The organism is Caballeronia sp. HLA56 (genome assembly GCF_054655155.1).
Genome location: NZ_BAAHOB010000005.1, coordinates 2,786,087 through 2,813,067 on the forward strand (window position 1 = coordinate 2,786,087; position 26,981 = coordinate 2,813,067).

Here is a 26,981-nt window from a genome sequence, read left to right on the forward strand (position 1 = left end):
ATACCGGCGCGTTCAGCGATCGCGCTGGTTCACCGCATGTGCGGGCACCGGCTGGCCCTTGATGAGCGGCACGCGCTTGCGTTCCCGTTCGACGCGCGTGCGCTTGCGCTCGGCCCAGAAGTGTGCGAGCCATAGGAGCGTGCCGACAGCGAGCGCATCGGCGGCGAGACCGCCAATCCACTGATAGTGCGTCATGCCGATGGCGCGCAACGCCGAATCCAGCACGAGTGACACACACGTGCCCGCGATGAAGCACACGAGCCCTTGCTGCCCGATAGTCACCACGCCCGGCAATTTAGCCGCGAGCGCCTTGATCCATCCCGCATAGACCGCGCGTGCGATCACCCATGCAACGGCGGCGAAACTCACGATACGCAACGTCGCCAGGTTCTGCTTGAGGTAACCCGGCGGCGCTTGCGTTTCCAGGAAGAGCTTGAAGAATGCGAAGGTCAGTGCGATCGCGATCGCTCCGCACGTCAGCCAACGCGCAGTACGGCTTGCGTGGAAGTCGTTGCTGACAGGCTGCACGCGCGCAAGGATGCCCATCACGAACATGAGCTGCCACGCGAACGGATTGAACGACCACGCTTCGGCGTAGGTCGAGGGCAGCGCGCGCGCCAAGGGAAGAGCGGCGAGCCACACGAGCAGACTGCCGAACATGGCGATAACGGGCTTCCTCTCGGCGAGCGGAACCACGAAAGGCACCGCGAGCGCGAAGATGGAGTACATCGGCAAGACTGACGAAAGATACGGCTGCTGGCGCAAGGTCGTGATGTCGAACAAGAGCCCGACCGGACGGGCAAGGAACGTCGGCCATTCGGTGTACCGCAGCATCGGCGAATCGATCTTGAGGAGCATCAGCAATGCGCCGCCGATCAACATGAGAACCGCGGTCAGCAGATAGGCGCGATAGATCTCCCAGCTGCGCTTGAAAAAGCGTCGGCGGGCGGCTTGTGCACTACGGCGAGTCGCAAGCGCCGTGTATGCCGCCGCCGACGCATAACCGCCGAGGAAGACGAATACTTCCGCAGAATCGCAGAACGCGTATTGATGCAGCGTAAAGTGCGACAGCACGCTTCCCGATATATGGTCGACCGCGATAATGAGCAGCACGACGCCTCGAAAGAAATCGACTTCGAGAGAACGTTGGGTCGGGGAACTCATTGGACGAATGCTCCACGCACTGCGGTCGGGCGCGCGGCCAACATGGCGTTCGCGCGCATACGGGGTTTGTACCTAGCCTTAAAAGAAAATTCCCTGAATCAACGCGTATTTAAATTAACACTTGAAGACAGTCGGGAAGCTGGCGGCAAAATGACTATTTTGTTGGGTGTTGCAGTAACTATGCCAATACCTAATACTCGATAAAACGCCGGTCGCGGGAAGGAATGCCGTTTCAATCGACAGGAGGCGAAAATGCCTTTTCATCTGCAGAGTTCGCATCTCGTCGTGGTCATCGCACTGGCCTTGGTGACGGCCTTGCTCCTCGCGATGAAGTTCCGGCCGCTCACATGGCGCGGCGTCGTTTGCGAGGCGCTCATTGCGAATATCGGAGCCATCGGCGCGGTGATCGCTTTCGAGATGCTTACCGGCTGAAAACGTGTCCAGTTTTCGACTGACCAAGATTTTTCAAGCCGATTGAACTTTCGTCACGGGCAAAAGTCTTTTCAGGGGTGCCGTGCATGCGCGGCAACCTTCTCCTCTCCGCTCCCGTTATCGGGAGCGTTTCTTGGGCGCCTGGCGAAAGCCTCGCGCCTGTTCTTTTTTCTGGCTCCGGGGTCTGCTTCGTCAGGCGTAACCTGCCGCATGCTTGGGACGCTCGCTATACTCTGCCCTTTGGCCGAAGCGACCGCATGATCCGAGCGCTACGTTCTCTTTCTCTTCGCACCGCGCGACGCACACGCGGCCTGTGGCGTCGCTACGGTATCTTCTGGCTTGGCGCAATCGCCGTCGGACTGATCGCCGTCTACTATGCGCGGCTGATCGACTGGGGCTACGGACTTTTTCTCGATGCGCGCGCCGCGCACGCCTGGCTGCCGCTCGTCATCACACCGGCTGCCGCCGCGCTATGCGTTTTCGTCACGCGCAGGTTCTTTCGCGGCTCGGAAGGCAGCGGCATCCCGCAGGTCATCGCCGTACTCAACAGTCCGACTTCGGAAGCCGGCGGACGGCTGCTTACGCTCAGGATTCTCGCGAGCAAGATCGCCGTTTCGTTCATCGCGATTCTGGGCGGCTTCACCATCGGCCGTGAAGGTCCGACCGTGCAAGTCGGCGCGGCGCTCATGTTCAACATGCGGCGCTTCTACCCGCGCTCGAACTCGCTGATCGAACGGCAACTCGTGCTGGCGGGCGCGGCGGCCGGTCTGTCGGCGGCGTTCAACACGCCGCTCGCGGGCATCGTCTTCGCCATCGAGGAGCTCACGCGCAGCTTCGAAGTGCGCACGAGCGGCGTGCTGATCACGGGCATCATCATCGCGGGGATCGTGGCGCTCGGGCTCAACGGCAACTACACGTATTTCGGCACCATCGACGTCGGCACGCACTTTTCGAACATGCTGGCCGTCGCGGTGATCGTGACCGCCATCGTCACGGGCATGGCGGGCGGCGTCTTCTGCTGGCTCCTTCTGAACACGTCGAGGTGGATTCCCGCGCCCTTGCGGCATTTGCATGCGTCGCGGCCGGTCGTGTTCGCCGCGCTGTGCGGACTGGTCATCGCGATCGTCGGGCTCGTGTCGGGTGGCACGACCTTCGGCAGCGGCTACGCGGAAGCGCGCGGTCTGCTCGAAGGCCGCGAACATCTTTCGGTGTTCTACCCGCTATTGAAAATGATCTCGATGATCGGTTCGTATCTGCCGGGCATTCCGGGCGGCATCTTCGCGCCGTCGCTGTCGATTGGCGCGGGCTTCGGCAACGTGTTGCATCTGCTGTTCGGACAGATGTCGCTGCCCATGATGATCGCGCTCGCGATGGTCGGCTATCTTGCGGCCGTGACGCAATCGCCGATTACGGCGTTCGTCATCGTGATGGAGATGATCAACGGCCACGCGCTCGTCATCTCGCTGATGGCGACCGCGCTGGTGTCGAGCCGCGTGTCGCGCTTGTTCGCGCCGCCTTTATACGAGGCGCTGTCCGAGCGCTATATGGCGCCGTTGCCACAACCGGCGGCCTCGCCCGAGGTGCCGGAAGCAGACGAGGCCGTCGTCGAGAAAGACGCGGCCCCGCAAAAGTAATCAGCCTTAGGCGCCGATCAGTCCCAATGCCCTGCCACATAGCGATGCTGGCCGTGATCTTCGACCCAAACGGCCGGCACCCAGTGATGGCCGACGTGCTCGGCTTCCCAATGGCCCCCCGCCCAGACGTAGTGGCCGTGTTCCCAGTTCCAGTGGCCCTGATCCCACACGTAACCCGCGCGTGCGGGCGGCACCGGCTCATGGCGCGGCGCGGGCGGCGCGCTAGGCGCCACGATCACGATTTCGGCCGATGCCGCGGTCACGGTGAGCGCGCCAGCGACGATAAGCGCGGATGAAGCGAGCAAATGGCGAACGGAAGTTTTCATGCTTGGACCTCGTATTCCAGGACATTGAACGCGCCGGGTGGCGCGGATTTTCATGTCGGCAACGCAACCTTGCTGCCGATGTCCGTTCAATGCGCGACGTGGTCAAAAGGAAGACAAACGTCTGATTACGAGATGACCGAAGTGCAACCGAATATTGATGAAAGCTACGCGCATTTGAAGCCGCGCGCAAACGATAACATCGCCATGAAAAAAGCCAGGATCGCCCGATCCTGGCTTCATACCTTCATCTCGATACACAAGTCCGGCGTTATGCCGGCGGTATCTCGATCTTCACTTCCAGCACTTCGAGATCGTCCTGACGTTCGAGGCTCACTCGAATATCGTCGTCAGTAATCTTCACGTACTTCGAAATCACCGCAACCAGTTCCCGTTGCAACGCCGGCAGGTAATCGGCGGCGGCTTTGCCACCCGCGCGCTCGTGCGCAATGATCAACTGCAAGCGTTCCTTCGCGACCGCAGCGGACTTTTTCTTCTCGCCCAGCAAAAACGAAAGAATCGACATTGCGTCCCCTTACTTGGTGCCGAAGATACGTTGCAGCAGCCCTGGCTTTTGATAATCCGTGAAGCGCAGCGCCTTTTCCTCGCCGAGAAAACGCGACACCACGTCCTTGTACGATTCCGCAACGTCGGTGCCGTCCAAATGCACCGCGGGCAAGCCCTGGTTCGATGCATGCAGCACCGCTTCCGACTCCGGAATCACGCCGATCAGTTCGATCCGCAAGATCTCCTGGATGTCGTTCAACGACAGCATCTCACCTTCGGAGACGCGCTTCGGGTTGTAGCGCGTGATCAGCAAATGCTCCTTGACCGGGTCCTTGCCTTCGATCGCGCGCTTGGTCTTCGAAGCGAGAATGCCGAGGATACGGTCCGAGTCGCGCACGGACGACACTTCCGGGTTCGTCACGATAAGCGCTTCGTCCGCGAAGTGCATGGCCATGAGCGCACCCGACTCGATACCCGCCGGCGAGTCGCAGATGATGTACTCGAAGTCCATCTTGCTCAGTTCGTCGATCACCTTCTCCACGCCTTCGAGCGTGAGCGCGTCCTTGTCACGCGTCTGAGACGCCGGAAGGATGTAAAGGTTCTCGAGCTTCTTGTCCTTGATGAGCGCCTGATGCAGGTTCGCCTCGCCCTGGATCACATTGATGAGGTCGTACACCACGCGGCGTTCGCAACCCATGATGAGGTCGAGGTTGCGCAGACCGACGTCGAAGTCGATCACGGCCGTCTTGTGGCCGCGCAATGCGAGCGCCGATGCGAAGCTCGCGCTGGTGGTCGTCTTGCCGACGCCGCCCTTCCCCGAAGTCACCACAATGATTTTTGCCATACAAGTACCTTGTGTTCGTCAAATAGGTCCGTCGCGTTGCTTAATCGAGCGCGCGCCAAGGGGCATCGGGCGCGCGGCGTCAGGTCAGCCGCAGCGGTTCGATCATCAGTTTTTCTTCGTCCAGCCAGATCTGCACCGGCTTGCTCTGTACATCGGGCGAGAGCGGGTTCTCGGTCGTCCGGTAGATTCCCGCGATGGAGATGAGTTCCGGTTCGAGACAAGTGCAGAAGATCCGCGCGTCGTGATTGCCGTGCACGCCTGCGAGCGCGCGGCCTCGCAATGGCGCATAGATATGGATATTGCCTTCCGCGATGACCTCGGCGCCGTACGACACGAGCCCGAGCACGATGAGATCGCCCTTCGCGTAGACCTGCTGACCCGAGCGCAACGGCCGGTCGATGATGGTCGACGGCTGCGGCAGCGCGGGCGGCGGCGTGATGGCGACTGCTGCTTCGATCGCCGCGGCGGCCTCGACGTTAGGCTTGGCCTCATCGACCGAAGGCTTCGGCGCGCCACGCCGGTCGCGCGCTTCGAGGACCGGCAAGCCGCCCTCGCTTGCCCATTGAATTGCCCAGCGCTGCACCGGCAACGCGACGATGCCCACGGGCCGCATGCGCACGCTCTTCAGAAGCGTCTCGAGCTCCGCGAGCGAGACGCGCTCGCCTTCGCCGCCTTCGGCTTTCTCGGCGAGCCGGCGCACGTCGATGGCGACCACGTCGCCCGCGAAGAATTCGGGAGTCGCCTCGAAGCGCCGCGTGAGTTCAGTGCGCAGGGCATCGAGGTCTGGAGTCTTGACGACGAAGTAGAGCGTGTCGACGGAGCCGCTGCGCAGTTCGAAGAAGGGCGTTTTGTTGAGCGACATAGGAACGGCCAAAATTTTTGCGTATTTTACAGGCGTGTGGGCGCGCGGCCATACTTTTTACGGCCCGTTTCAGCTATCGGAAACGATGAGTACGCGCGAAGGAAGGGTGAAGCGAGACTTACGCGCCGGTCTCGCGCTGAACGTGGCGCACGTAGAGCAGTTCGTGCTCCTGTTCGTGCGACGACATCGTGCGGCGATCGCCCGTGGGGCCGAAGCCCAGACGTTCGTAGAAGCGCATTGCGGTGCGGTTTTCGTCGGCGATCCACGCATGCACTTCCGATGCGCCCTGCGCCGCGAGCCAGTGCGACGCGGCGTTCACGAGCAACTCGCCGCCACGCAGGTGGCGCACTGCCGGCGCGACCCAGAGCGCCGCCACGAAGGCCCGCGCCGATCCGGCTTCCTCGACATACGCATGCACGAGCCCGCAGGGATGCCCTTCCGTATACAGCAGGAAGGTCGCGACGCGAGGCGAATGCGCGTGCTCGGCGGCGGTGTCGTCGAACGATTGCGGCTCGACGCGCAGCGCATCTTCCAGCGTCTCGCCGAACGCATAGGGCGCTTCGCGCAGCGACGACGTGCGCAGCTCGCGCAATACCGCGCCCTGTTGCGAGGCGATTCGGTTGACGGTCAGTGAGGGACTCATGCGGGGCTCATGCAGGCAAATTCTCTCTGGCTCTCTGGCTTCTCTGCCTCGAAGGCGCTCGGGCCTTTCCGGTATTCGGGCCACTCGCGTAGCTTCAACCGAACGGGCGTACCCGTCAATTCTTTCTTCTCGGATAGTGCTTTACAGCGCACATGCAGACGCGCTCTCGCCGCTTACGCACCATCACGGCGCGCGCAAACGGTACCCGCGCGCTTCTTTACGGCGCGGCGTAGGCGCCTACGCCATCCGGCCAGGGCGTAAGCAACTCGAAGCCGTCTTCCGTTACCGCGACCATGTGTTCCCACTGCGCTGACAGCGAGCGGTCCTTCGTGGTCACCGTCCAGCCGTCGCGCGACTGCTGCGTGGCGGGACGGCCCGCGTTGATCATGGGCTCGATGGTGAAGACAAGGCCGGCCTTGAGCCGCAGACCCGCGCCGCGCTGGCCGTAATGCAGCACTTGCGGATCTTCGTGATACACGCGGCCGATGCCGTGACCGCAGTACTCGCGCACCACCGAAAAGCCTTCCCGGTGCGCGACCGTCTGGATTGCGTGGCCGACGTCGCCGAGCGTCGCGCCCGGACGCACTTCGCGGATGCCCGCGACCATGGCTTCGTAGGTCGTTTCGGTGAGGCGCCGCGCTTCCTTGTTCGGCGTGCCGACGTAGTACATGCGGCTCGTGTCGCCGAAGTAGCCGTCCTTGATGATGGCCACGTCGATATTGATGATGTCGCCGTCTTTCAGTTCTTTCGGGCCGGGAATGCCGTGACAGACGACATGATTCACCGACGTGCAGACCGTCTTCGGAAAGCCCATGTAGCCGACGTTCGCCGGCACGGCCTTCAGTTCATCGACGATGAAGCGGTTGCAGATGGCGTCGAGTTCGTCCGTGGTGACGCCGGGGCGCACGTGTTCCCCGATCATGGCGAGGACTTCGGCGGCCATGCGGCCGGAGATGCGTAACTTCTCGATGTCAGCGGGTGTCTTGAGCGTAATGGCCATTGGCAGATGTGTTCGTCGCGCCTGCGTGCGTGGCGCGAGAAACGCCGCTTGGGGCGCGCCGTGCACGAGGACATTGGGGCCGATGATAGCACTCTCGTGCGGCCCTCTCTCTTTGGAAAGGCGCATGCGTGCTGCGTTTCGTGGCGACACCGGGCGTTTGCGATCGCGCCATGCGGTCTTGTGATCGATGCGCGATTGTGGTCTAGTGACCCGCATTCGCACTTGAGAACCCGAGCCTGAAGATATGAACCTGCATCGCCTGAATGCTGCTCGTGCCGTTTATTCCGTCTATGCCGTTTATGCCGTTTGTACCGTTACCGCGGTCTTGTCCGTGCTGGCTGCCTGCAGTTCGACGAGTGGCCCGGAGCTGAGAGCGTCGAAGCCCGTGATTCATGTTTCATCGGCGCGGCGTGCGTCGGATATATCGGGTTGTCTCGAAGGGAGGTTGCCTTCGGTGCAGACGGTGCGCAATCAAGGAACGACGGAGCTCGTCGTCGGACCGAACGCGTGGCTCGTGACCTTGACGCCATCCGCGTATGGAACAGAGGTGAAGGTGCAGCGATCCGTGGATGACTACAGCGGGTTGCCGGAGCCCGAACTGAGGTTCGACGTAGCGCGATGCACGACTTGATGCACGACGTGATGCGAAGGCCTTGAACGAAACCGGACCCTCAACGAAAAACCCCGCAAGTCTCACGACTTGCGGGGTTTAGTATCTTGGCGGAAAGGGTGGGATTCGAACCCACGGTACAGCAAAACTGTACACTGGATTTCGAGTCCAGCGCATTCGACCACTCTGCCACCTTTCCGTCTACCAGCCTGGGCCTTAAAGGCTTTGCCGGCCTTCGCGAAGCGGGTCGTTGCCAAGCGAAGAACGAAAGTATAACGAAGTCGTTCGAGCTTTCCAAGACCCTTTTTAAAAATAAACGTCAGACCACGGCCGGCGCCTCGATACGCTCTGCGCCACGCATGTAAGGGCGCAAAACCGCGGGAATGGTCACCGAGCCGTCCGCGTTCTGGAAATTTTCCAGCACGGCAACCAGCGTGCGTCCCACCGCGAGACCCGAGCCGTTGAGCGTATGCACGAACTCCGGCTTGCCTTGCGCATTGCGAAAGCGCGCCTGCATGCGTCGCGCCTGGAAGGCCTCGGTATTCGAGCAGCTCGAAATCTCGCGATAAGTGTTTTGCGCCGGCAACCACACTTCGAGGTCGAAGGTCTTCGCCGCCGAAAAGCCCATGTCGCCCGTGCAAAGCGTGATCACGCGATACGGCAATTCGAGCTTCTGCAGAATGGTTTCGGCCTGCCCGACCATCTCGTCGAGCGCGGCGTACGAGTGCTCGGGTGCGACGACCTGCACCATCTCGACCTTATCGAATTGATGCTGGCGAATCAGGCCGCGCGTGTCGCGTCCATATGAACCCGCCTCGGAACGGAAGCACGGCGAATGCGCCGTCAGCTTCACCGGCAGCGCGCTCGCTTCGAGGATGCTGTCGCGCACGGTGTTCGTGAGTGATATCTCCGAGGTGGAGATGAGGTACTGCGTGACCGTGTTTTCGTCGCCGCCCTTCTCGACGCGGAACATGTCGTCGGCGAATTTGGGCAACTGTCCGGTACCGTAAAGAATCTCAGGATTCACGATGTACGGTGTGTACGCTTCTGTATAGCCGTGCTGTTCGGTGTGTGTGTCGATCATGAACTGCGCGAGCGCGCGATGCAGCCGCGCAATAGGCCCGCGCAAGAGCGTGAAACGCGCGCCCGAAAGCTTTGCGCCGGTTTCGAAATCGAGGCCGAGCGGCGCGCCGACATCGACGTGATCCTTGACCTCGAAATCGAACGCGCGCGGTGAACCCCAGCGGCGCAGTTCGACGTTTTGCTTCTCGTCGTTGCCCACGGGCACGCTTTCGTGAGGCAGATTCGGCACGGTCAGCATCAGGTCCGACAGACGCTTCTGCACGTTTTCGAGTTGCGTCGCCGATGCCTTCATCGTGTCGCCGATGCCGCCTACTTCCGCCATCACCGCCGACGTGTCCTCGCCACGGCCTTTCATCGCGCCGATTTGTTTGGACAGGCTATTGCGGCGCGCCTGAAGTTCTTCGGTGCGGGTCTGGATGTCGCGTCGCTCGGCTTCGAGCGCGGCGAAGGCGGCGACGTCGAGCGTGTAGCCTCGGTCGGCGAGGCGCTTCGCGACGCCGTCCAGGTCTTTACGGAGGTGTTGAATGTCGAGCATGTCGGGGATGCTTTTGTTAAGTATTCGAAAACGACGATTTTAGCGCACGCATCGGGCGCGGCCGTGGCTGGCGTTCAGGCGATCATGCGCCGCCGATATTTGCGGCAAGGCGCGCCGCCAGTAGCTGTGAAGTCTAACGCACCGGTTACAGCCGGCGCGTGCCGCTTCGATTCGCTCGATGAAACAGGCGGGCGGTGCGAGTGAAACGAAGCACCCGCCGGCGTGCAACACCCTTTACCGCTTCTTCTCATCCTTGTGCTCGCGCCGCCAGGCTTCATCGAGTTCCGCGAGACGCGACAGCTTGTCGCCGATCTTGCCTTCCAGCCCGCGCGGCGTCGGCGCATACCAGTGCGGGTCGCGCATGCCGTCCGGCAGATAGGTTTCACCGGCGGCATAGGCGTCCGGTTCGTCGTGCGCGTAGCGATACTCGTGGCCGTAGCCGAGCTCCTTCATCAACTTCGTCGGCGCGTTGCGCAGATGCACCGGCACGCCGCGCGACTGATCCTTGCCGACGAAGCGCCGTGCCTCGTTATACGCGTTGTAGCCCGCGTTCGATTTCGGCGCGACCGCCAGATAAATGAGCGCCTGCCCGAGCGCCAGTTCGCCCTCGGGCGAGCCGAGCCGCTCGTAAGTTTCGGCGGCATCGAGCGCGATGCGCGCGCCACGCGGATCGGCAAGACCGATATCTTCCCAGGCCATCCGGACGATGCGCCGCGCCAAATAACGCGCGTCCGCGCCGCCGTCGATCATGCGGCAGAACCAGTACAGCGCGGCGTCCGGATTGCTGCCGCGCACCGACTTGTGCAGCGCGCTGATCTGGTCGTAGAACGCGTCGCCGCCCTTGTCGAAACGGCGCAGATTTTCGGCGAGCGCGCTGCCGAGCAAGGCGCCATCCACGTGCGTCTGCTTCTGCTGCGCGGCCGCGCGTGCGACGATTTCCAGGTTATTCAGGAGCTTGCGGCCGTCGCCATCGGCGGAACCGATCAGCGCGTCGCGCGATTCGTCGGTGAAGGTCAGGCCGCCGAGTTCAGTGCTTGCGCGCTCCAGCAGTTCTTTCAACTCGTCGGCGTCCAGGCTTTTCAGCACGTAGACGGCGGCCCGCGACAACAGCGCGCTGTTCACCTCGAACGACGGATTTTCGGTCGTCGCGCCGACGAACACGAACAGGCCCGACTCCACGTGCGGCAAGAACGCGTCCTGCTGGCTCTTGTTGAAGCGATGCACTTCATCGACGAACACGAGCGTCTGGCGCCCGTTCGCGCGATGAATCTGCGCCGTCTCGACCGCCTCGCGGATATCTTTCACGCCCGAGAGCACCGCCGAAAGCGAGATGAACTCGGCGTTGAAGGCAGCGGCCATGAGGCGCGCGAGCGTGGTCTTGCCGACGCCGGGCGGGCCCCAGAGGATCATCGAATGCGCCTCGCCCGATTCGAACGCGACGCGCAGCGGCTTCGCCTGACCGAGCAGATGCTTCTGCCCGATCACGTCGTCGATGGTGCGGGGGCGCAGGCGTTCCGCGAGCGGGACGGTGCCACGGTTTTCTTCGAACATGTGGTTGCTGAGTGAGGTGAGGCGCCGACGGCCGGGTCACCGGACGCATTTTTGCCTATGCCGAACGGCAGAGCTAGCGCATTGCTCCGCGTGGCCGCAAAATCCGGGTCATTATGACAGCCGATGCTCGCGCGCGAGCGACGGCTTCGGACAAACCGCGAACAGACAAGATAAGGATCAAATCCGATGCAGCAAGAGGACACGTCGACTTACGCCCCGCTCATTCCCGTGCCGCCCGAACGGCGCGCCTTCGGCACCAGCGACGCCTTCGCGCTGTGGTTCTCGCTCGGCATCGGCCTGCTGGTCGCGCAGGCGGGCGCGCTGCTCGTGCCGGGTCTGTCGCTGCCGCACGCACTCGTGGCAATCGTCATCGGCACGGTGATCGGCGTGGTGCTGCTCGCGCTCGCGGGCGTGGTCGGCGCGGACACGGGGCTCGCCGCCATGTCCTCGCTGCGCCCGACGCTCGGTGTGCGCGGCGCGTCGGTGCCTGCCGTGCTCAACGCCGTTCAACTGGTCGGCTGGGGCTCGTTCGAAATCATCGTCATGCGCGATTCCGCGGACGCGCTCGCCAAACAATCTTTCAATCTGTCGATGCCGCTCGTCTGGACCGTGATCTTCGGCGTGCTCGCCACGCTACTCGCGGTGAGCGGTCCGCTGTCCTTCGTGCGGCGCTTTCTGCGTACCTGGGGCATCTGGCTTTTGCTCGCGGGCGCGGGCTGGCTTACGTGGAATCTGCTGGCCAAGCAGGATCTGGCCGCGCTGCTGGCGCGTCCTGGCACCGGCGAGCTGGCGTTCGGCGCGGGGATCGATCTGGTCGTTGCCATGCCGCTTTCGTGGCTGCCGCTGATTGCCGATTACACGCGCTTTTCTCGCAGCGCGGGCGGCTCGTTTCGCGGCACGCTGCTCGGCTACGGCATCGCGAACCTGTGGTTCTACGCGCTCGGCGCGGTGTACGGGCTGGCTGCGGGCGGCGGCGATGCGCTCCTCACCATCGCGCTCGCGCAAGCGGGTGGCGGCATTGCGCTGCTCCTGATTCTCATCGATGAAATCGACAACGCCTTCGCCGATATCCACTCCGCCGCCGTATCGACGGGCACGTTCTGGGCGCGCGTGAGCGTACCCGTGCTTTCCGCCGCGTTCGGCGCGCTCTGCACGCTGGTCGCGCTCGCCGTCGCCATGGGCAAGTATCAGAACTTCCTGCTGCTGATCGGTTCGGTGTTCGCGCCGCTCTTCGGCGTGGTGCTGGCCGATCACTTCATCGTGAGAAAACGCCGCGTCGATCTCTCCGCGCTCGGCCAGTCCGTCGGCCGCTATGGCTATTCGGGCGGCTGGCACGTGAGCGCCTTTGTCGCGTGGGCGATCGGAATCGCGGCTTATCACGCGATCAACCAGTGGCTGCCGAATCTGGGCGCGACATTGCCATCGCTTGCGTTGGGCGCCGTCTGCTACTTGCTGCTGGTTTCGACGCGGCGGGCGGCGTTGGCTTCGTAACGTCTCGCCCGATTCACGCGCGCCGCTCGACGCCCGGAAACACGCACAACAATTCGAACGCGAGATTCGCCCCGAGCAGCGCCGTGGTTCCGAATGGATCGTACGGCGGCGCAACCTCCACCAAATCCGCGCCGACGATATTCAAGCCCCACGCGCCGCGCACGATCTCCAGCGCCTGCGGCACCGTCAGACCCGCGATTTCCGGCGTGCCGGTTCCGGGCGCAAACGCCGGATCGATGCCATCGATGTCGAAGGTGATATACACCGGCCCGTCGCCCATCTGTTCGCGCACTTCGGCCATCAGCGGCGCGAGCGACTTGTTCCAGCACTCCTCCGTCTGCACGACGCGAAAGCCCTGTTCGCGGCACCAGTCGAAATCGCTCGCCTCGTAGCCTGTGCCGCGCAGGCCGATCTGCACGACGCGCCCGCAATCGAGCAAGCCCTCTTCCACCGCGCGGCGAAACGGCGTGCCGTGCGCGATCTTCTCGCCGAACATGGTGTCGTTGACGTCGGCGTGAGCGTCGATGTGAATGAGACCGACCTTGCCGTGCTTCGCGTGGATCGCCCGCAGAATCGGCAACGCGATGGTGTGATCGCCGCCAAGCGTGATCGGCTTGCAATCGTGCGCGAGGATCTCGCCATATGCGCGCTCGATGCGGTCGATCGAATCCAGCAGGTTGTACGGATTGATCGCGACATCGCCGATATCGGCCACGCGCAGCGAGTCGAACGGCGCGGCGCGCGTCGCCATGTTGTACGGGCGCAGCAGTACCGATTCGCTGCGCACCTGACGCGGGCCGAAACGCGCGCCCGTGCGATTCGACGTACCGAGGTCGAACGGCACGCCGACGAAACACACGTCGAGACCGGCGGCCGTCGGCACGTTCGGCAGACGCATCATCGTGGTGATGCCGCCGCAGCGCGGCATCTGATTGCCGGAAAGCGGTTGCGGACGTTCGGCGTTGAAGTGTTCGGCAGGCGTAAAGAGCGAAGATGTATTCATGGTGTCAAATGTTCCCGTTGAGCCAAAGATGGCGTATTAGTACCCGCTTTTGACCCAAGCTAAAATGGCGACGAAAACAACTTCACATCGATTCCTATCGATGTATAGGCGGCGCGCGTGTTCACTCATCTTTCCGACCTGGATTTGCGGCTCATACGCGTGTTTCTCGCCATCGTCGATGCAGGCGGCGTTTCCTCCGCGCAGGCCACGCTCAATGTTGGCCAGTCGACCATCAGCACGCAACTCGCGACGCTCGAAACGCGCCTCGGCTACCGGCTTTGCGAGCGCGGACGCGGCGGTTTCGCACTCACTTCGCGCGGCGAGCAATTCGTCGATGCATGCAGAGCGTTGCTCGCCGCTGTCGAAACGTTCGATTCCACCGCGCGCCATGTCGGCCGAAAACTCGTCGGCACGCTGACGCTCGGGATGATCGGCAACACGCCGGTGAGCGCGAATGCGCGCATCAGCGAGGCGATCGCGCGCTTCCGGCAGCGCGACGAATCGGTGCGCCTATCCGTGCTCGTCCGCTCGCCAGGCGAACTCGAGGAAATGCTGCTTGCCGGCCGCATTCAGATGGCGATCGGCTACTTCTGGCATCGCGTGCCGTCGCTCGAATACACGCAGATCTTTGCCGAAGATCAGTTCGCGTACTGCGCGCGCGAGCATCCGCTTTTTGCACACGCAGGCAATGTGAGTCCGGACGATGCCGCCGATCATGCGTGGGCGTGGCGAAGCTATCCGCTGCCCGAAGCAGGCGCGCTCACGCCGCGCACTATCGGCGCGGTCGCGGACAACATGGAAGCCGTCGCCATGCTCGTGTTATCCGGGCGGCATCTCGGTTATCTGCCGGAGCATTTCGCCGCGCCTTATGTGAAAGACGGCTTGCTCGCCGCGTTGAATCCCGAGTTCATGCGTTATCGCGTGGCGTTTCACATGGTCGTGCGCGCCGAGCGTGGACGCGGCTCGCGCAATGCGAAGAACGATATCGTCGATGCATTCATCGAGGACATGACCGCCGCTCACACTGCTTAGACGCAGCTAAATAAGCAGTACGCATGCTTATTCGACAAGCATCGATTTCCGCGAGCAATTAGCAAAAGCCAATCACTCGACCGACACGATTTCTCCTAATATCCAAGCTAATCGCGTTATCTCAAAAATAAGCCGAATGATCGGATTTGCTTAATCACGTCACGCGAAACACGGACTTTTCAACGGGGGAAAAGATGGACCAAGCAAAGCTGAGAGAAACACGCCGGGTGGGATTGGCAGCGGCGCTCGCCGTGATGAGCGCCTATGCGGTATCCGCCCCGGTGTACACGATGCCCGGTGGCACGATCACATTCCGGGGCGCGCTGGTGGCGCCGCCGTTCGGCGTATCGACATCGACGGCGGCAACGTCCGCAACTTTTTCGGCGACGAACCATGCGAGCGACCAGACGGTCTCGGTGCACTTCACGCCGCCGCCAACCGACGCGCCGAACGCACGCGTCGCCATTGCCGGCAGCGTGTACGCGCGCTTCGCCGATGGCGCTGGACGTCAGACCGCACGCGGCAGCGATGGCACGTTTCACGTCGGCGCGACAGGCGGCGTGCTGTCCATGTCGGCGCCATCGACAGCGCTCGTGACGGTCGTCACCGACTATCAATAAGCCGGGCGCCCAACCTTACCCGTTGATCACGTCCGCGCCTTTCGGCACGTTGAACTTGAAGGTATCGCTCTTGATCGGCGGGTTCTTCTGAATGTTCGAGAACGTAAGAAGCGTGACGTTGCCGAACACGTCGTGCAGTTCCATGGCTTGCAGATTGCCGTCCTTGAAGCCGATGCCCACGCGTTCGAACTGCGTGTCCTTCGCTCTAGGCGTGAGTTCCAGCCAGTCGATGCCGCCCTTCTCGCCCGCATCGCGCGAGGTGAAGTTCTTGTCGAGGTCGTTGCTGCCGAAAAGGATGGCGGCGGGGCTTGCGCCAAGCGCGCCGCCAAGCGTGCGAACGGTGACCTGGTTCAAGTCCTTGTCATAGACGTAGAGCTTGTCGCCGTCCGCCTGCAAAACCTGCGAGTACGGCTTTTCATACGACCAGATGAACTTGCCCGGCCGCGCGAACATGAATGTGCCGCTGGAGGTCACGCCCTTGGTCGGCGTAGTCGTGGAGCTTGCGCCGTTATTGACCTTGCCTGGCGCCTTGACTTCCTGTTGCGTGAATTCGCCGCGTGCCGCGTGGACTTGCGAAACGAAGGCCTTCAGCTGCTCCGTGCCACTCGCGTAAGTGTGCGACGCAAACAGCATCGATGCGGACAGCAGCGCCGCGCCGAATACCTTCTTCCCCGTGTGTTGCTTCATGCTTTTGTTCTCCATTCAAAACACGTCGGCGCTCAGTCGGAATCGCGCGCCGGCGTCAGAATCTCGCGGTTGCCGTTCGACGACATCGACGAAACGAGCCCGGAGTTCTCCATCTGTTCGAGCAGCCGCGCCGCCCGGTTATAGCCAATGCGCAGATGCCGCTGCACGAGCGAAATCGAAGCGCGCTTGTTCTTGATGACCACTTCCACCGCCTGATCGTAAAGCGGGTCGGACTCGCCATCGGTCGCGCCGCCTGCGCCGGGCGCGCCTTCTTCACCCTCGCCGGCCAGTCCGCCTTCGAGAATGCCTTCGATATAGTTCGGCTCGCCGTGCTCCTTGAGCTTGTCGACCACGCGATGCACTTCTTCATCCGACACGAACGCGCCATGCACGCGCACCGGCAGACCCGAGCCTGGAGGCAGATAAAGCATGTCGCCCATGCCGAGCAACGATTCCGCGCCCTGCTGATCGAGAATCGTGCGCGAATCGATCTTCGACGACACCTGGAACGCCATGCGCGTCGGCACGTTCGCCTTGATGAGGCCCGTGATGACATCGACGGACGGCCGCTGCGTCGCGAGAATCAGATGGATGCCCGCCGCGCGCGCCTTCTGCGCGATCCGCGCGATCAACTCCTCGACCTTCTTGCCGACGACCATCATCAGATCGGCCAGTTCGTCGATGACCACGACGATATGCGGCAGACGCGCGAGCGGCTCGGGTTCGTCCGGCGTGAGGCTGAACGGGTTCGGAATGGTTTCGTCGCGCTTCTTTGCTTCGTCGATCTTGCTGTTGAAGCTCGCGAGATTGCGCACGCCCATCTTGCTCATGAGCTTGTAGCGCCGCTCCATTTCCGCGACCGCCCAGTTGAGCGCGTGACCCGCCTGCCGCATGTCGGTGACGACCGGACACAGCAGATGCGGAATGCCTTCGTAGACGCTCATTTCAAGCATCTTCGGGTCGATGAGGATGAGCCGCACCTGATCCGCGCTTGCCTTGTAGAGCAGCGAAAGAATCATCGCGTTGATGCCGACGGACTTGCCCGAACCCGTGGTGCCCGCGACCAGCAAGTGCGGCATCTTGGCAAGATCGGCGCAGACCGGATTGCCGCCGATGTCCTTGCCAAGGCCCATGGTAAGGGGCGAGGCGGCGGCTGCGTAGACCTCGGAGCCGAGAATCTCGGAGAGCTTCACGGTCTGGCGGCGCTGGTTCGGCAATTCGAGCGCCATGAAGTTCTTGCCTGGAATGGTTTCGACGACGCGGATGGACACGAGCGACAACGAGCGGGCCAGATCCTTCGCGAGCCCGACGATCTGGCTGCCCTTCACGCCCGTGGCCGGTTCGATCTCGTAACGCGTCACGACCGGCCCCGGATACGCCGCGACCACGCTCACTTCCACGCCGAAGTCCTTCAGCTTCTTTTCGATGAGACGCGAGGTGTATTCCAGCGTGTCGGCAGCAATGGTTTCCTGGGTTTTCGGCGGCGCGTCGAGCAACGCGAGCGGCGGCAAGGTGGAATCGCCCGGCAGGTCCTTGAACAGCGGCACCTGCTTTTCTTTCTCCGCGCGCTCGGAGCGCGGCGGCGTGGCGACCGGCGGCACGATCACGACCGGCTCGTGATCTTCCTGCTTCACGCGCGAGCGCACGACCTTGCCTTCGCGCTTGGTCGCCGCTTCCTCGCCGAGCTTGCGGTCGCGGCCCGCTTCGCGCCGGAGTTGCGCGCCGGTGATCGCGGTGAGAATGCCGTCGCCGACTTTTTCGCACACGGACAACCACGAGAAGCGGAAATAGAGCGACAAGCCGATGGCCAGCGCGATCAGCAGAAAGAGCGTCGCCCCCGTGAAGCCGAGCGCATGGGAAACATGGCGCGCGACCATGTCGCCGACCACACCGCCCGGCGCGCGCGGCAGTGGCACCTTGAGCGACCACATGCGCAACGCCTCGATGCCATCGCTTGCGAGCAGCACGAGCACGAACGCGAATGCCTCGGCGAGCCAGGTGCGATCGCGCGGGGTGTCGTCGTCGGCGAGCGCGGGTTGCGTGATGCGCCGGTAATTCGCGACGATCCGCCTCCCGAGCAGCACGACAAACCAGTACGACGAGAGCCCGAACGCGAGCAGCAGGATATCGGACGTGTTGGCGCCGACGCGCCCAGCCCAGTTCGAAATGTGATCCACGCTGATGGCGTGCATCCAGCTCGGGTCTTTCCGGCTATAGGAAAGGAGCGCCATGACGAGAAACAGTCCGAGCGCAACCTGGAGAATCCAGCGAATCTCGGTGAAGAGCCGCGACATGCGGTGCGGCAGCGCCTGCGGGCTCGCGGAATAGGATGCTTTGGCCATTGATTCGGAGTCGCTTGTCGCGGCTTATAAAGTGCCGCATATAAGGTGGCCTATTGTAAACGCTGCATTGCGGTGAACGGCGCAAAAAGGCGTCCGTGCTTGCAACCTGTAACACTCGTCACACGCAAACGCTCGTGATTTAAGCCACGATTAAGCAACGATTTTTTCGTGATTCCTGCGACGCTCGGCTATCAAACCGATTGAAAGGTTCACTCGGAAGGCTTTTGCAACGGCCTTTATAATTGATCCCTTGCACCCAACTAGAGTTCGTCGGGGCTGCAATGGCGCGTCGCGGTCATGAGCCGCTTTTCGCGCCGGGCGTCGAAGTTGCCGCGCCACAACCCGACGGCCATCAATAACGGACCAAACGCCATGTCATCGACCAAACACGCCAAAGTGCTGATTCTCGGTTCCGGCCCCGCCGGCTATTCGGCCGCCGTCTACGCCGCGCGCGCGAATCTGTCGCCGCTGCTCATCACCGGCTTAGCTCAGGGCGGTCAGTTGATGACCACCACCGACGTCGAAAACTGGCCGGGCGATCCCACGGGCGTGCAGGGTCCGGAACTCATGCAGCGCCTCGAAGAACACGCGCGCAACTTCAACACCGAGATCGTCTTCGATCACATCCATACGGCGAAGCTCAACGAGCGTCCGCTGCGGTTGATCGGCGACTCGGGCGAGTACACGTGCGACTCGCTCATCATCGCGACGGGCGCATCGGCGCAATATCTCGGCGATCCTTCCGAAGAAGCGTTCATGGGCAAGGGCGTGTCGGCGTGCGCCACCTGCGACGGCTTCTTCTATCGCAACGGCGAAGTGGCGGTGATTGGCGGCGGCAATACGGCGGTCGAGGAAGCCATTTACCTTGCGGGCATCGCGAAGAAGGTCACGGTGATCCATCGTCGCGACAAGTTCCGCGCCGAGCCCATTCTCATCGACCGCTTGCTGGCGAAGGAAAAGGAAGGCGTCGTCGATATCAAGTGGAACCACGTGCTCGACGAAGTGCTCGGCGACGCGACCGGCGTGACCGGCCTGCGCGTGAAGAGCACCGAAACCGGCGATACCACCGATGTCAAGCTGCAAGGCGTGTTCGTCGCAATCGGTCACAAGCCGAACACCGATCTCTTCACCAACCAGCTCGAAATGAAGAACGGCTACATCATCACGAAGGGCGGCACGACGGGCGACGCAACGTCCACCAGCATCCCCGGCGTGTTCGCGGCGGGCGACGTGCAGGATCACGTGTATCGTCAGGCAATCACGAGCGCCGGAACCGGTTGTATGGCGGCACTGGATGCGCAACGTTATCTGGAAACCATCGACGAAACGCCCACGCCGCACTCGATGAGCCACGAAAAGGATCGTTGAGCGACCGCGCGCGCATCGGACCGTTAGAATGGTTGCCGGCGCGCAGCGTACTGCTCACTGAGTTCAGCCGCATCGAGGGTTGAACCAGACTGAAGAACGGGCCACGGTTCGCGCCGCCGGCCCGTTTTTATTTTCGCGAGCGCCGTTGCGTGCATGTGCATGGCGCCGCGCGTGGCACAATCGGCGCGCTGCGTTTGACCGTCCCGCGCTTATCCGTTGGCCGAACGATGCCGAAAAACCAACCTCATCCGAACGAACCGAAACTGCGGCGCGCCGCCACGCCGCAAGTCAGCGCGCCTGTCGAAGCGAAACCCGTCGATGTCGCCGAAGCGGTGAAACGCGAAGGGCTCGCCGGACTCGGATCGCTAAAAAGCGCGTTGAAGGCGCAGGCGGAGAAGCGCGAGGCCGAACGCGTCGCCGCCGTGCGTGCGGAACGCGAAACGTTGGCCGAGGCCGATGAGTTTCGCCGCGCCATCGGCGAAATCGAGCCATTGAAGACGCCGCCGCGCATCGCTATCGCCCGCGTGCCGCCGCCACCGCTTCCGCTGCAAAGCTGGCGCGACGAGGAAGCGGTCCTGCAGGAAGCGCTCTCCGACGAATACGACCCGGAAAGCCTGCTCGATATCGACGAGACGCTTTCCTACTGTCGTCCGGGCATCAGTCAGGAGGTCGTGAGGAAGTTGCGGCGCGGCGCGTGGATCGTTCAGGCGCAACTCGATCTTCACGGCATGCGCCGCGAGGAAGCGCGCGAGGCGCTTGCGGAGTTCATCCGCGAAGCCGTGAAGCGCGGGCTGCGCTGTCTGCGCGTGATTCACGGCAAGGGGCTCGGGTCCGTCGGCCGCGAGCCGGTGCTCAAGGGCAAGGTGCGCGCGTGGCTCGTGCAGAAGGTCGAAGTGATTGCGTTCTGTCAGGCGCGTCCGCACGATGGCGGCGCGGGCGCCGTGCTCGTGCTGCTGCAACCGGCGAGCGCGCCGCGACATCATCAACATCCACAAGACAAGAACCGCAAAGCGGGTTAGAACGTGCATCCCAGGCTGACTCTCGCCATTTCCATCATGGAGGCGTTCGCGATTTTCGCGTATGCATTCTCCGGTCTCATCGAGGCGCGCAAGCGCCGGCTCGACGCCGTCGGCGCCTTCCTCGTCGCCCTCGCCACGGCTTTCGGCGGCGGCACCGTACGCGACGTGCTGCTGTCACGCCGGCCGTTTTATTGGGTCGAGCATCAGGAATACGTGTTCGTCATCTTCGCGATGGCGATTTTCGCGCCCTTCTTTCTACGCGTGACGACGCGTCTGTTCGATCAGCGCGCGCTCCTCATCACCGATGCGATCGGCCTCGGACTCTTCAGCGTCTCGGGCACCTCCATCGCGCTCGATGCGCAAATGCCCGTTTTCACCGCGACGATGATGGGCGTGACCACCGGCGTGTTCGGCGGCATCATGCGCGACGTGCTGTGCAACGAGATTCCGCTGATCCTGCGCGATTCGCGGCCGTACGCAGTGTGCGCGTTTGCGGGCTGCTGGATGTATATCGGGCTCGAACAGCTTCAAGTGGACACGATCTACAACGTGCTGCTGTCTACGGCTTTCATTCTGGTCGCGCGGCTCGTCACCTTCAAATTCGATATCCGACTGCCGCATTAGTCGAACTGCATGGGCCGAGCCGCACTGGCTGCGCGCGAACGGGCGGGAAAACCCGTCTATTTGCTACAATCGCACAGTTTTCCAACCCGCCTGAAGCTGCCTGAAAGTCTGACCCGGCGGCCTTCGCGGCTACCCTTCTTGCAGAACGACGCACAACGACGCACAACGAACATGAACATCGAGCAAGCGCGTTTCAACATGATCGAGCAGCAGATTCGTCCTTGGGAAGTGCTGGACCAGGAGATTCTGAATCTGCTGTCGCTCATCAAGCGCGAGAACTTCGTTCCCGCCGCGTACCGCAATATCGCTTTCGCGGACCTCGAAATTCCGCTTCCCGGCGGCGAGCGCATGCTGTCGCCAAAGGTCGAGGCGCGGGTTCTGCAAGAACTGGCCATTCACAAGGGTGAGACGGTGCTGGAAATCGGCGCGGGCTCGGGCTATATGGCGGCGCTCCTCGCGCATCGCGGCCGCAGCGTGACCACGGTTGAAATCTCGCCGGAACTCGCCGAGTTCGCGAAGCAGAATCTTGCGGCGAACGGTGTGTCGAACGCGCATGTGGTTCACGGCGACGGCGCGCGGGGCTTGGCCGACGGCGCGCCTTATGACGTGATCTGCGTTTCGGGCGGCATGCCGGTCATGCCGCAGGAATTGCTCGAACAGTTGAAAGTGGGCGGGCGTATCGCCGCTTTCGTCGGCACGGCGCCGGTCATGAAGGCGCAGATCATCACGCGGGTCGACGAAAAGCAATTCCGCGTGTCCGATGTTTTCGAAACGCTCGTCGCGCCGCTGCAAAACGCGGTGCATCCTTCGCTATTCAGGTTCTGATTCGGTGCGTTCGGGCCGGGCGCCGCCCGGCTTTCGCCATCGTCCTTACTCGATTCCATGCAAAATCTGACCGCACCCGAACTCGCCGCGTGGCTTGCCGACACCTCGCGCCCCGCTCCCGTTTTGCTCGACGTGCGCGAGCCGTGGGAAGTGCAGACCGCGAAGCTCGACAAGATCGTGTCGATTCCCATGCGCGACATCCCCGCGCGTAGCGAAGAACTCGACGACGACGCGCAGATCGTCTGCATCTGCCACCACGGTGCGCGCAGCGCGCAGGTCGGCATGTTTCTGGAGTCGCGCGGCTTCACGAACGTGTTCAATCTGTACGGCGGCATCGACGCGTGGTCGCGTCAGGTCGATCCTTCGGTGCCAACGTATTGAATCGAGCCTGAATCCGAGCGTTCAGGCCAGCCAACGAAAAAGCCGCATGCGTTTAAAGCGCATGCGGCTTTTTTGTGTCGAAACGAAAGCGTCAGACCACGTTCATTGCCAGCGCGCTTGCGCGATAATGCTCCGCGGCCTTTTCGGTATCGCCGAGTTGCTCGTGCAGACGCGCCAGCGCGCGATGCGTCCGAATACGCAACGGCTCGTCTTCAGCCAGCTTCAGCGCCGATTCGAGAAACGCCTGCGCCTTGCCCCACAATTGCTGATGCAGGCACAGACGACCGAGCGTGAAAAGCAGGTCGGCGTCTTCGGTGCGTTCCTTTTGCCAGGCTTCGGCGCGCTGAATGAGCGGCAAGGCGTCGCCCCCGACGATGCAATCCGGATAACGGCGCAACAACCGCGCATCCCAGTTCACGGCGAGCGCGTCTTCGATAATCTTCTTCGCTTCCGCCCGACGATCCAGCGCGATCAGCAATTCGGCGGCGAGATCGGCGAGACGCGGCGACTGACGCTCCACCGGCGACAATGATTGCCACAGTTCGAGCAGCGCATCCGGATTATGCCGGCGATCGCGCAGCAGGTTTTCCGCCGCGACTTGCCGCAGCCGCACGGCGACCGCGGGATGCAGCGCCTCGCGCTTTTCCAGCATGCGCACGAGCTTCAGCACTTCGCCCCAGTTCTTCAACTGCTGCTGGGCGCGCAACGCGATCTGCTGCGCATGGATGCGCCGCCCGCCCTGCGCCTGGATCTCGGTCAGCGCGACGAGCGCGCCGTCCGCGTCGCGGCCATCGGCGCGCATGTCGGCGGTGGCCATCAGGCGCGCGTCCTGCCAGTCCGCGCCGCCGACTTGCGCGAGCCATTCGTCGCGACGCGCGTATTCATGCAGCCGATGCGCCGCGTTCGCGCCGATCAAGCCCGCCGCGCCCTTGTTGTCCTCGACACTCAACGCATCGCGCGCGGCTTTCTCGGCCTTCGAGAAGCGGCCCGCGTACAGATGGCCGATCGCATCGCGCAAGGACGCGTTCGCCTTCGCAAGCTTGCTGCGCGTGCGATACGCCGCCACGCGCGACGGCATCTTCCACACGCCACGGATCGCGCGGATCAGCGCATAGAGCGCGAGAAACAGCACGACCAGCGCCACGACAAACAGATTGAGCGACATGTCGATGCGATATGGCGGCAGCACGAGCAGAATCTGCCCGCCATTGAAGCCGCCGACCGTCGCGATGATCGCCGCAACGACGAACAACAGCGCAATCCAGATGAGTCCACGAATCGTCATCATCCGCCTCGCTTGAACTGGTGCACGGCGGCGAGGCTCGCGTCCAGGTTCGGCACGGCGACGGCCATCGACGCCTGATCGACCTGCTTCACGAGATCGCGCACGGCCTGAACCGCTTTCGACGAGGGATCGAAGTAGCGGGCAAGCGCGGCATCGGCGGCTTTCAGGTCGGACTTGAGCGTAGGCTCACTGCGCGAAAGCAGCGAAAGACGCGCGGACAACAGACGCAGCTTCACGTTCTGGCGCACGAAGTAACCCTGATCCGGCGACGTGAGCATGGCGTCCGCATTGTCGATACGCCGCACCGACACGAGACTCGACAACTGCTGCCCGATGCCGCTCGTGATCTGATACCACAGCACCTTCCAGCGCGGCACGCCGGTCGCCGCAGCAATCGACGCGCTGTCACCCGGTTCTGACGCGCGAGCGCGCGCCGGATCGATCGGCGCTTCGCCGGACAGCGGCAAGCTGTCGATGCGGTCGATCGCCGTATCTAGCTTGATCGCGAGACCCGTGAGGTCGGTGGTCGGCGTGGCCTTGAGCTTGTCCATGTCCTGCGCGACGGCCTTGCGGATCGCCACGACCTGCGGACCGTTCGTGGCGGCCAACCGCGTGTCGGCGCTTTGCAGCGCGAAGAGCGCGAGTTGCACGTTGCCGGTCAATTGCAATTGCTGGCTTGCGCTCGACAGAATCTGCTCGACTTCGGCAACCGTCCAGTCGTCGCGATTGCTCGCGAGGTCCTGATACTGCTGCTGCAACGCCTGGCTGTGCGCCTCGGCGTCATTGAGCTTGCCCTGCAACTGAATGACTTGCGTATTGAGCGCGGCGGTCGAACTCGCGGCTTCGTCGGCCTTGGCGCGCAGTTGCGCGTCTTGCGCGTTGGCTTCTTCGACGCGCTGGGCGAGCGCCTGGTTATTGCGTTCGAACTTGCGGTTGAGCGCATAGCCACCCGCGCCCGCAGCGATCGCGAGGATAACGATGACGAACCACAACAACACCGTGCCCGCGCCGCCGCGCCGCTTCTGCTGCTCGTAGGGCGTGAAAGGCGTATTGGGCGGAGGCGGTGGCACGTTGGGCTGAGGTGAAGCTTTGTTGGAATCGTTCGAATCAGTCATGCGTGATTGAGCCGTTTGGTGGGCCGGCGCGGCGGCCGGTTGCGTGTCCGGCGATGCATCCGCCGGTGCGGGCTTCGCGTGCGTTTCACGTGCTTGATTGGTGTGAGGTTCAGCCTGAATTCCAGCCGATTTGCGCGGGTAAAGCGCATCGACTGCCTGCACGATGCGCTCGTCGCCGGCGCCGGACACCGTCATCCTATCAAAACCCGCTTGCCGCGCGGCCTGCTCGATACGCGGATGCGGGCAGATCACCTGCGCGTGCCGCAGCCGCGTGATCTCGTCGGCGGTGAGATGTTCGCGCGCGAGCTCGTCGAGATTGCGCACGCCTTCGGAACTCGTCAGCAGCCACGCGTGCGGATTGCCCGCGAGCAGCGTGTGGATGCGCTCCCACTTGTGCATGGACGGTTCGGGCAGCACGCGGCGATACGCCGCCGCCTTCTCCACTTGCGCGCCCGCTTCGGTGAGGCGCTCGGCGAGCCACTCGCGCCCGCCATCGCCACGCACGATCAGCACGCGCTTGCCTTCCAGGCCGTTCTCGCCGAGCGTGGCTTCGATTGCCGTGTAGAGCGCTTCGGAATCGAAACGCGGATCGGCTTCTTCCGCCGACGGACTGATCACGCGATACGCCGGCGCGCTCACGCCTTGCCGCGCCAGCGCAGCGACGCTGCCCGGACCCACGACGGCCACCGGCACGTCCACAGGCCACGGCGCGAAAAGACGGCTGAACGCATGATCGATCGCATTCGGCGAGACGAAAACCACGAGCGCATAACGTTGCGGCCCGTAGAGTTCGTCGAGGGCCGCGCGCAAAGAAGCGTCGTCGGCGACGGGCGCGATGTCGATGAGCGGAAACTCGAGCGTCTCGAAACCGGCATCGGCGAGAAGCGCGATGAGCGCAGCCGATTGTCCCGCAGGCCGCGTGACGACGATGGTGGCGCGACGCTCGCTCGCCATCAGTGCTTGCCCGCCGTCGAAGGCGGGATCAGGTCGGGATTGGCCGCGTCGTTGCCGGGGCTTCGGTTCGGCCCGTCCGGGTGGCTGATGGTGGTCAGCGCGTTGACGATCCCCATGGCGCCCTGCGCTTCGAGATCCGCCGATACGCGCAAACCGAGTTCGAGCGCGGCGGCGAGATCGGGCGTGGCGATGCGTTCTTCCGCGCTCAAAACGCGCGTGCCATCCGGCGTCGAGACCGCGCCGCGCAAGTACAGCGAATCGTTCTCCCAATGCGCGTAAGCGGCCAACGGCACTTCACAGCTGCCACCAAGCGCACGCGACACGGCGCGCTCCGCTTCGACGGCAAGCGCGGTCGCTTCGTGATGCAAGGGCGCGAGCCACGCGACGAGATCAGCGCGATCCGCACGAATCTCGATGCCGAGCGCACCCTGCCCCGCCGCCGGCAGACTGTCGGTTTCATCCAGATATGCGCGGATGCGTCCTTCGAGACCAAGCCGTATCAGACCGGCCGCCGCGAGAATGATGGCCGCGTATTCGCCGCGATCCAGCTTGCCAAGGCGCGTGTCGAGATTGCCGCGCAGCGGCCGCACTTCGAGATGCGGATAGCGCGCGCGGATCATGGCTTCGCGGCGCAGGCTCGAGGTTCCCACCACGCTGCCCGCCGGCAACGCAGCGAGCGAATCGAAGTGCGAAGAGACGAACGCATCGCGTGGATCTTCACGTTCGAGAATCGCGCTGAGTGCGAAGCCTTCGGGGAGTTGCATCGGCACGTCTTTGAGCGAATGAACCGCGAGATCGGCGCGGCCGTCGGCGAGCGCGGCTTCCAGTTCCTTGACGAACAAACCCTTGCCGCCGACCTTCGATAACGTGCGATCGAGAATCTGATCGCCGCGCGTCGTCATTCCGAGAATTTTGACGTCGCAAGATGGATATAATTTGTGCAGCGCACACTGCACGTGCTCGGCTTGCCACATCGCCAGCCGGCTTTCCCGCGAAACGATTGTGAGGCTCGCGGGCGGTGTCGTTGAATGCGTCTCGGAATTCATT

Annotated in this window: 26 protein-coding genes and 1 tRNA gene; 11 read left to right on the forward strand and 16 right to left on the reverse strand. The window is 63.0% G+C overall.

Annotated elements, in window-relative coordinates; translation table 11 throughout:
- Positions 1-12: 12 nt before the first annotated feature.
- Positions 13-1,164 (reverse strand): OpgC domain-containing protein, encoded by a 1,152-nt coding sequence (locus ACYQ47_RS32595; RefSeq protein WP_250491970.1) that lies wholly within the window; start codon positions 1,162-1,164, stop codon positions 13-15.
- Positions 1,165-1,416: 252 nt separating this feature from the next.
- Between ACYQ47_RS32595 and ACYQ47_RS32600 the strand changes: the two genes are divergently transcribed.
- Both ACYQ47_RS32600 and ACYQ47_RS32605 read left to right on the forward strand, forming a co-directional pair.
- Positions 1,417-1,596 (forward strand): hypothetical protein, encoded by a 180-nt coding sequence (locus ACYQ47_RS32600; RefSeq protein WP_244827341.1) that lies wholly within the window; start codon positions 1,417-1,419, stop codon positions 1,594-1,596.
- Positions 1,597-1,853: 257 nt separating this feature from the next.
- Positions 1,854-3,230 carry a chloride channel protein gene (locus ACYQ47_RS32605; RefSeq protein WP_459908922.1) on the forward strand — a complete coding sequence of 459 codons (1,377 nt, stop codon included), beginning with the start codon at positions 1,854-1,856 and terminating at the stop codon, positions 3,228-3,230.
- 17 nt (positions 3,231-3,247) lie between these two features.
- On the opposite strand, the gene ACYQ47_RS32610 is transcribed toward ACYQ47_RS32605, so the two are convergent.
- The 6 genes from ACYQ47_RS32610 to map all read right to left on the reverse strand — a co-directional run bounded on the left by ACYQ47_RS32610 (position 3,248) and on the right by map (position 7,409).
- Positions 3,248-3,556: a YXWGXW repeat-containing protein gene (locus tag ACYQ47_RS32610; RefSeq protein ID WP_250491967.1), complete on the reverse strand. Its 309-nt coding sequence runs from the start codon at positions 3,554-3,556 to the stop codon at positions 3,248-3,250.
- Between the two features lie 268 nt (positions 3,557-3,824).
- The gene (minE, locus tag ACYQ47_RS32615; protein ID WP_244827338.1) at positions 3,825-4,079 is read right to left on the reverse strand and encodes a cell division topological specificity factor MinE; all 255 of its coding nucleotides are present in this window, start codon (positions 4,077-4,079) and stop codon (positions 3,825-3,827) included.
- 9 nt (positions 4,080-4,088) lie between these two features.
- A complete protein-coding gene (gene minD / locus ACYQ47_RS32620) occupies positions 4,089-4,904 on the reverse strand; it encodes a septum site-determining protein MinD (protein ID WP_244827337.1) in 816 nt (271 codons plus the stop codon).
- A 79-nt stretch (positions 4,905-4,983) separates the two neighbouring features.
- Complete coding sequence (gene minC / locus ACYQ47_RS32625; protein WP_244827336.1) at positions 4,984-5,766, reverse strand: septum site-determining protein MinC; 783 nt, start codon at positions 5,764-5,766, stop codon at positions 4,984-4,986.
- 118 nt (positions 5,767-5,884) lie between these two features.
- The gene (locus ACYQ47_RS32630; RefSeq protein ID WP_244827335.1) at positions 5,885-6,409 is read right to left on the reverse strand and encodes a GNAT family N-acetyltransferase; all 525 of its coding nucleotides are present in this window, start codon (positions 6,407-6,409) and stop codon (positions 5,885-5,887) included.
- A 217-nt stretch (positions 6,410-6,626) separates the two neighbouring features.
- Entirely contained in the window at positions 6,627-7,409 is a 783-nt protein-coding gene (map, locus tag ACYQ47_RS32635) for a type I methionyl aminopeptidase (protein ID WP_459909411.1), read from the reverse strand.
- A 244-nt stretch (positions 7,410-7,653) separates the two neighbouring features.
- Here map and ACYQ47_RS32640 point away from each other — a divergent pair, with 244 nt between their 5' ends.
- Positions 7,654-8,040 (forward strand): hypothetical protein, encoded by a 387-nt coding sequence (locus tag ACYQ47_RS32640; RefSeq protein ID WP_459908926.1) that lies wholly within the window; start codon positions 7,654-7,656, stop codon positions 8,038-8,040.
- Positions 8,041-8,127: 87 nt separating this feature from the next.
- On the opposite strand, the gene ACYQ47_RS32645 is transcribed toward ACYQ47_RS32640, so the two are convergent.
- From ACYQ47_RS32645 to ACYQ47_RS32655, 3 genes are all read right to left on the reverse strand, one after another.
- A tRNA-Ser gene (locus tag ACYQ47_RS32645) sits at positions 8,128-8,218 on the reverse strand.
- A 120-nt stretch (positions 8,219-8,338) separates the two neighbouring features.
- Positions 8,339-9,637 (reverse strand): serine--tRNA ligase, encoded by a 1,299-nt coding sequence (serS, locus tag ACYQ47_RS32650; protein ID WP_250491964.1) that lies wholly within the window; start codon positions 9,635-9,637, stop codon positions 8,339-8,341.
- A 234-nt stretch (positions 9,638-9,871) separates the two neighbouring features.
- On the reverse strand, positions 9,872-11,188 hold the full coding sequence (locus ACYQ47_RS32655; protein ID WP_250508696.1) for a replication-associated recombination protein A: 1,317 nt from the start codon (positions 11,186-11,188) through the stop codon (positions 9,872-9,874).
- A 186-nt stretch (positions 11,189-11,374) separates the two neighbouring features.
- On the opposite strand from ACYQ47_RS32655, the gene cytX reads away from it, so the two are divergent.
- The gene (cytX, locus tag ACYQ47_RS32660; protein WP_459908929.1) at positions 11,375-12,679 is read left to right on the forward strand and encodes a putative hydroxymethylpyrimidine transporter CytX; all 1,305 of its coding nucleotides are present in this window, start codon (positions 11,375-11,377) and stop codon (positions 12,677-12,679) included.
- A gap of 13 nt (positions 12,680-12,692) precedes the next feature.
- Here the strand turns inward: cytX and speB are convergent, their stop codons facing one another.
- Positions 12,693-13,682 (reverse strand): agmatinase, encoded by a 990-nt coding sequence (speB, locus tag ACYQ47_RS32665; RefSeq protein ID WP_250463667.1) that lies wholly within the window; start codon positions 13,680-13,682, stop codon positions 12,693-12,695.
- 117 nt (positions 13,683-13,799) lie between these two features.
- Here speB and ACYQ47_RS32670 point away from each other — a divergent pair, with 117 nt between their 5' ends.
- Both ACYQ47_RS32670 and ACYQ47_RS32675 read left to right on the forward strand, forming a co-directional pair.
- Complete coding sequence (locus tag ACYQ47_RS32670) at positions 13,800-14,714, forward strand: LysR family transcriptional regulator (RefSeq protein WP_459908932.1); 915 nt, start codon at positions 13,800-13,802, stop codon at positions 14,712-14,714.
- Between the two features lie 194 nt (positions 14,715-14,908).
- A complete protein-coding gene (locus ACYQ47_RS32675; protein ID WP_250463660.1) occupies positions 14,909-15,334 on the forward strand; it encodes a hypothetical protein in 426 nt (141 codons plus the stop codon).
- Positions 15,335-15,349: 15 nt separating this feature from the next.
- Here ACYQ47_RS32675 and lolA read toward each other — a convergent pair whose 3' ends face one another.
- Together lolA and ACYQ47_RS32685 are read right to left on the reverse strand one after the other, a co-directional pair.
- A complete protein-coding gene (gene lolA / locus ACYQ47_RS32680) occupies positions 15,350-16,021 on the reverse strand; it encodes an outer membrane lipoprotein chaperone LolA (protein ID WP_250508693.1) in 672 nt (223 codons plus the stop codon).
- 32 nt (positions 16,022-16,053) lie between these two features.
- Positions 16,054-18,363: a DNA translocase FtsK gene (locus tag ACYQ47_RS32685; protein ID WP_250463655.1), complete on the reverse strand. Its 2,310-nt coding sequence runs from the start codon at positions 18,361-18,363 to the stop codon at positions 16,054-16,056.
- 372 nt (positions 18,364-18,735) lie between these two features.
- Between ACYQ47_RS32685 and trxB the strand changes: the two genes are divergently transcribed.
- The 5 genes from trxB (at position 18,736) to ACYQ47_RS32710 (ending at position 22,580) form a co-directional block, all read left to right on the forward strand.
- The gene (trxB, locus tag ACYQ47_RS32690; protein ID WP_250463652.1) at positions 18,736-19,731 is read left to right on the forward strand and encodes a thioredoxin-disulfide reductase; all 996 of its coding nucleotides are present in this window, start codon (positions 18,736-18,738) and stop codon (positions 19,729-19,731) included.
- 227 nt (positions 19,732-19,958) lie between these two features.
- Positions 19,959-20,750 (forward strand): Smr/MutS family protein, encoded by a 792-nt coding sequence (locus ACYQ47_RS32695; RefSeq protein WP_250525526.1) that lies wholly within the window; start codon positions 19,959-19,961, stop codon positions 20,748-20,750.
- A 3-nt stretch (positions 20,751-20,753) separates the two neighbouring features.
- Positions 20,754-21,374 carry a trimeric intracellular cation channel family protein gene (locus ACYQ47_RS32700; RefSeq protein ID WP_244827323.1) on the forward strand — a complete coding sequence of 207 codons (621 nt, stop codon included), beginning with the start codon at positions 20,754-20,756 and terminating at the stop codon, positions 21,372-21,374.
- Positions 21,375-21,545: 171 nt separating this feature from the next.
- Positions 21,546-22,199: a protein-L-isoaspartate O-methyltransferase family protein gene (locus tag ACYQ47_RS32705; RefSeq protein ID WP_244827322.1), complete on the forward strand. Its 654-nt coding sequence runs from the start codon at positions 21,546-21,548 to the stop codon at positions 22,197-22,199.
- Positions 22,200-22,256: 57 nt separating this feature from the next.
- Positions 22,257-22,580, forward strand: a complete 324-nt coding sequence (locus ACYQ47_RS32710; RefSeq protein WP_244827321.1) for a rhodanese-like domain-containing protein — start codon at positions 22,257-22,259, stop codon at positions 22,578-22,580.
- Between the two features lie 91 nt (positions 22,581-22,671).
- On the opposite strand, the gene ACYQ47_RS32715 is transcribed toward ACYQ47_RS32710, so the two are convergent.
- The 3 genes from ACYQ47_RS32715 to hemC are packed head-to-tail and all read right to left on the reverse strand — an operon-like array spanning position 22,672 to position 26,980.
- A complete protein-coding gene (locus ACYQ47_RS32715) occupies positions 22,672-23,865 on the reverse strand; it encodes a heme biosynthesis protein HemY (protein WP_244827980.1) in 1,194 nt (397 codons plus the stop codon).
- Positions 23,865-25,934 carry a fused uroporphyrinogen-III synthase HemD/membrane protein HemX gene (gene hemDX, locus ACYQ47_RS32720; RefSeq protein ID WP_459908937.1) on the reverse strand — a complete coding sequence of 690 codons (2,070 nt, stop codon included), beginning with the start codon at positions 25,932-25,934 and terminating at the stop codon, positions 23,865-23,867. The genes ACYQ47_RS32715 and hemDX overlap by 1 nt, the downstream gene beginning before the upstream one ends.
- The gene (hemC, locus tag ACYQ47_RS32725; protein WP_459908939.1) at positions 25,934-26,980 is read right to left on the reverse strand and encodes a hydroxymethylbilane synthase; all 1,047 of its coding nucleotides are present in this window, start codon (positions 26,978-26,980) and stop codon (positions 25,934-25,936) included. The genes hemDX and hemC overlap by 1 nt, the downstream gene beginning before the upstream one ends.
- Between the last annotated feature and the right edge of the window lies 1 nt (position 26,981).

What these genes read in the sequence shown, in the direction of transcription:
- speB (WP_250463667.1), bottom strand. Translation starts at nt 13,682, where the DNA reads ATGAATACATCTTCGCTCTTTACGCCTGCCGAACACTTCAACGCCGAA.
- hemDX (WP_459908937.1), bottom strand. Translation starts at nt 25,934, where the DNA reads ATGGCGAGCGAGCGTCGCGCCACCATCGTCGTCACGCGGCCTGCGGGA.
- ACYQ47_RS32655 (WP_250508696.1), bottom strand. Translation starts at nt 11,188, where the DNA reads ATGTTCGAAGAAAACCGTGGCACCGTCCCGCTCGCGGAACGCCTGCGC.
- ACYQ47_RS32595 (WP_250491970.1), bottom strand. Translation starts at nt 1,164, where the DNA reads ATGAGTTCCCCGACCCAACGTTCTCTCGAAGTCGATTTCTTTCGAGGC.
- ACYQ47_RS32640 (WP_459908926.1), top strand. Translation starts at nt 7,654, where the DNA reads ATGAACCTGCATCGCCTGAATGCTGCTCGTGCCGTTTATTCCGTCTAT.
- trxB (WP_250463652.1), top strand. Translation starts at nt 18,736, where the DNA reads ATGTCATCGACCAAACACGCCAAAGTGCTGATTCTCGGTTCCGGCCCC.
- minD (WP_244827337.1), bottom strand. Translation starts at nt 4,904, where the DNA reads ATGGCAAAAATCATTGTGGTGACTTCGGGGAAGGGCGGCGTCGGCAAG.
- hemC (WP_459908939.1), bottom strand. Translation starts at nt 26,980, where the DNA reads ATGAATTCCGAGACGCATTCAACGACACCGCCCGCGAGCCTCACAATC.
- minC (WP_244827336.1), bottom strand. Translation starts at nt 5,766, where the DNA reads ATGTCGCTCAACAAAACGCCCTTCTTCGAACTGCGCAGCGGCTCCGTC.
- serS (WP_250491964.1), bottom strand. Translation starts at nt 9,637, where the DNA reads ATGCTCGACATTCAACACCTCCGTAAAGACCTGGACGGCGTCGCGAAG.
- ACYQ47_RS32715 (WP_244827980.1), bottom strand. Translation starts at nt 23,865, where the DNA reads ATGACGATTCGTGGACTCATCTGGATTGCGCTGTTGTTCGTCGTTGCG.
- ACYQ47_RS32605 (WP_459908922.1), top strand. Translation starts at nt 1,854, where the DNA reads ATGATCCGAGCGCTACGTTCTCTTTCTCTTCGCACCGCGCGACGCACA.
- cytX (WP_459908929.1), top strand. Translation starts at nt 11,375, where the DNA reads ATGCAGCAAGAGGACACGTCGACTTACGCCCCGCTCATTCCCGTGCCG.
- ACYQ47_RS32705 (WP_244827322.1), top strand. Translation starts at nt 21,546, where the DNA reads ATGAACATCGAGCAAGCGCGTTTCAACATGATCGAGCAGCAGATTCGT.
- ACYQ47_RS32630 (WP_244827335.1), bottom strand. Translation starts at nt 6,409, where the DNA reads ATGAGTCCCTCACTGACCGTCAACCGAATCGCCTCGCAACAGGGCGCG.
- ACYQ47_RS32710 (WP_244827321.1), top strand. Translation starts at nt 22,257, where the DNA reads ATGCAAAATCTGACCGCACCCGAACTCGCCGCGTGGCTTGCCGACACC.
- minE (WP_244827338.1), bottom strand. Translation starts at nt 4,079, where the DNA reads ATGTCGATTCTTTCGTTTTTGCTGGGCGAGAAGAAAAAGTCCGCTGCG.
- lolA (WP_250508693.1), bottom strand. Translation starts at nt 16,021, where the DNA reads ATGAAGCAACACACGGGGAAGAAGGTATTCGGCGCGGCGCTGCTGTCC.
- ACYQ47_RS32695 (WP_250525526.1), top strand. Translation starts at nt 19,959, where the DNA reads ATGCCGAAAAACCAACCTCATCCGAACGAACCGAAACTGCGGCGCGCC.
- ACYQ47_RS32675 (WP_250463660.1), top strand. Translation starts at nt 14,909, where the DNA reads ATGGACCAAGCAAAGCTGAGAGAAACACGCCGGGTGGGATTGGCAGCG.
- ACYQ47_RS32600 (WP_244827341.1), top strand. Translation starts at nt 1,417, where the DNA reads ATGCCTTTTCATCTGCAGAGTTCGCATCTCGTCGTGGTCATCGCACTG.
- ACYQ47_RS32610 (WP_250491967.1), bottom strand. Translation starts at nt 3,556, where the DNA reads ATGAAAACTTCCGTTCGCCATTTGCTCGCTTCATCCGCGCTTATCGTC.
- ACYQ47_RS32685 (WP_250463655.1), bottom strand. Translation starts at nt 18,363, where the DNA reads ATGGCCAAAGCATCCTATTCCGCGAGCCCGCAGGCGCTGCCGCACCGC.
- map (WP_459909411.1), bottom strand. Translation starts at nt 7,409, where the DNA reads ATGGCCATTACGCTCAAGACACCCGCTGACATCGAGAAGTTACGCATC.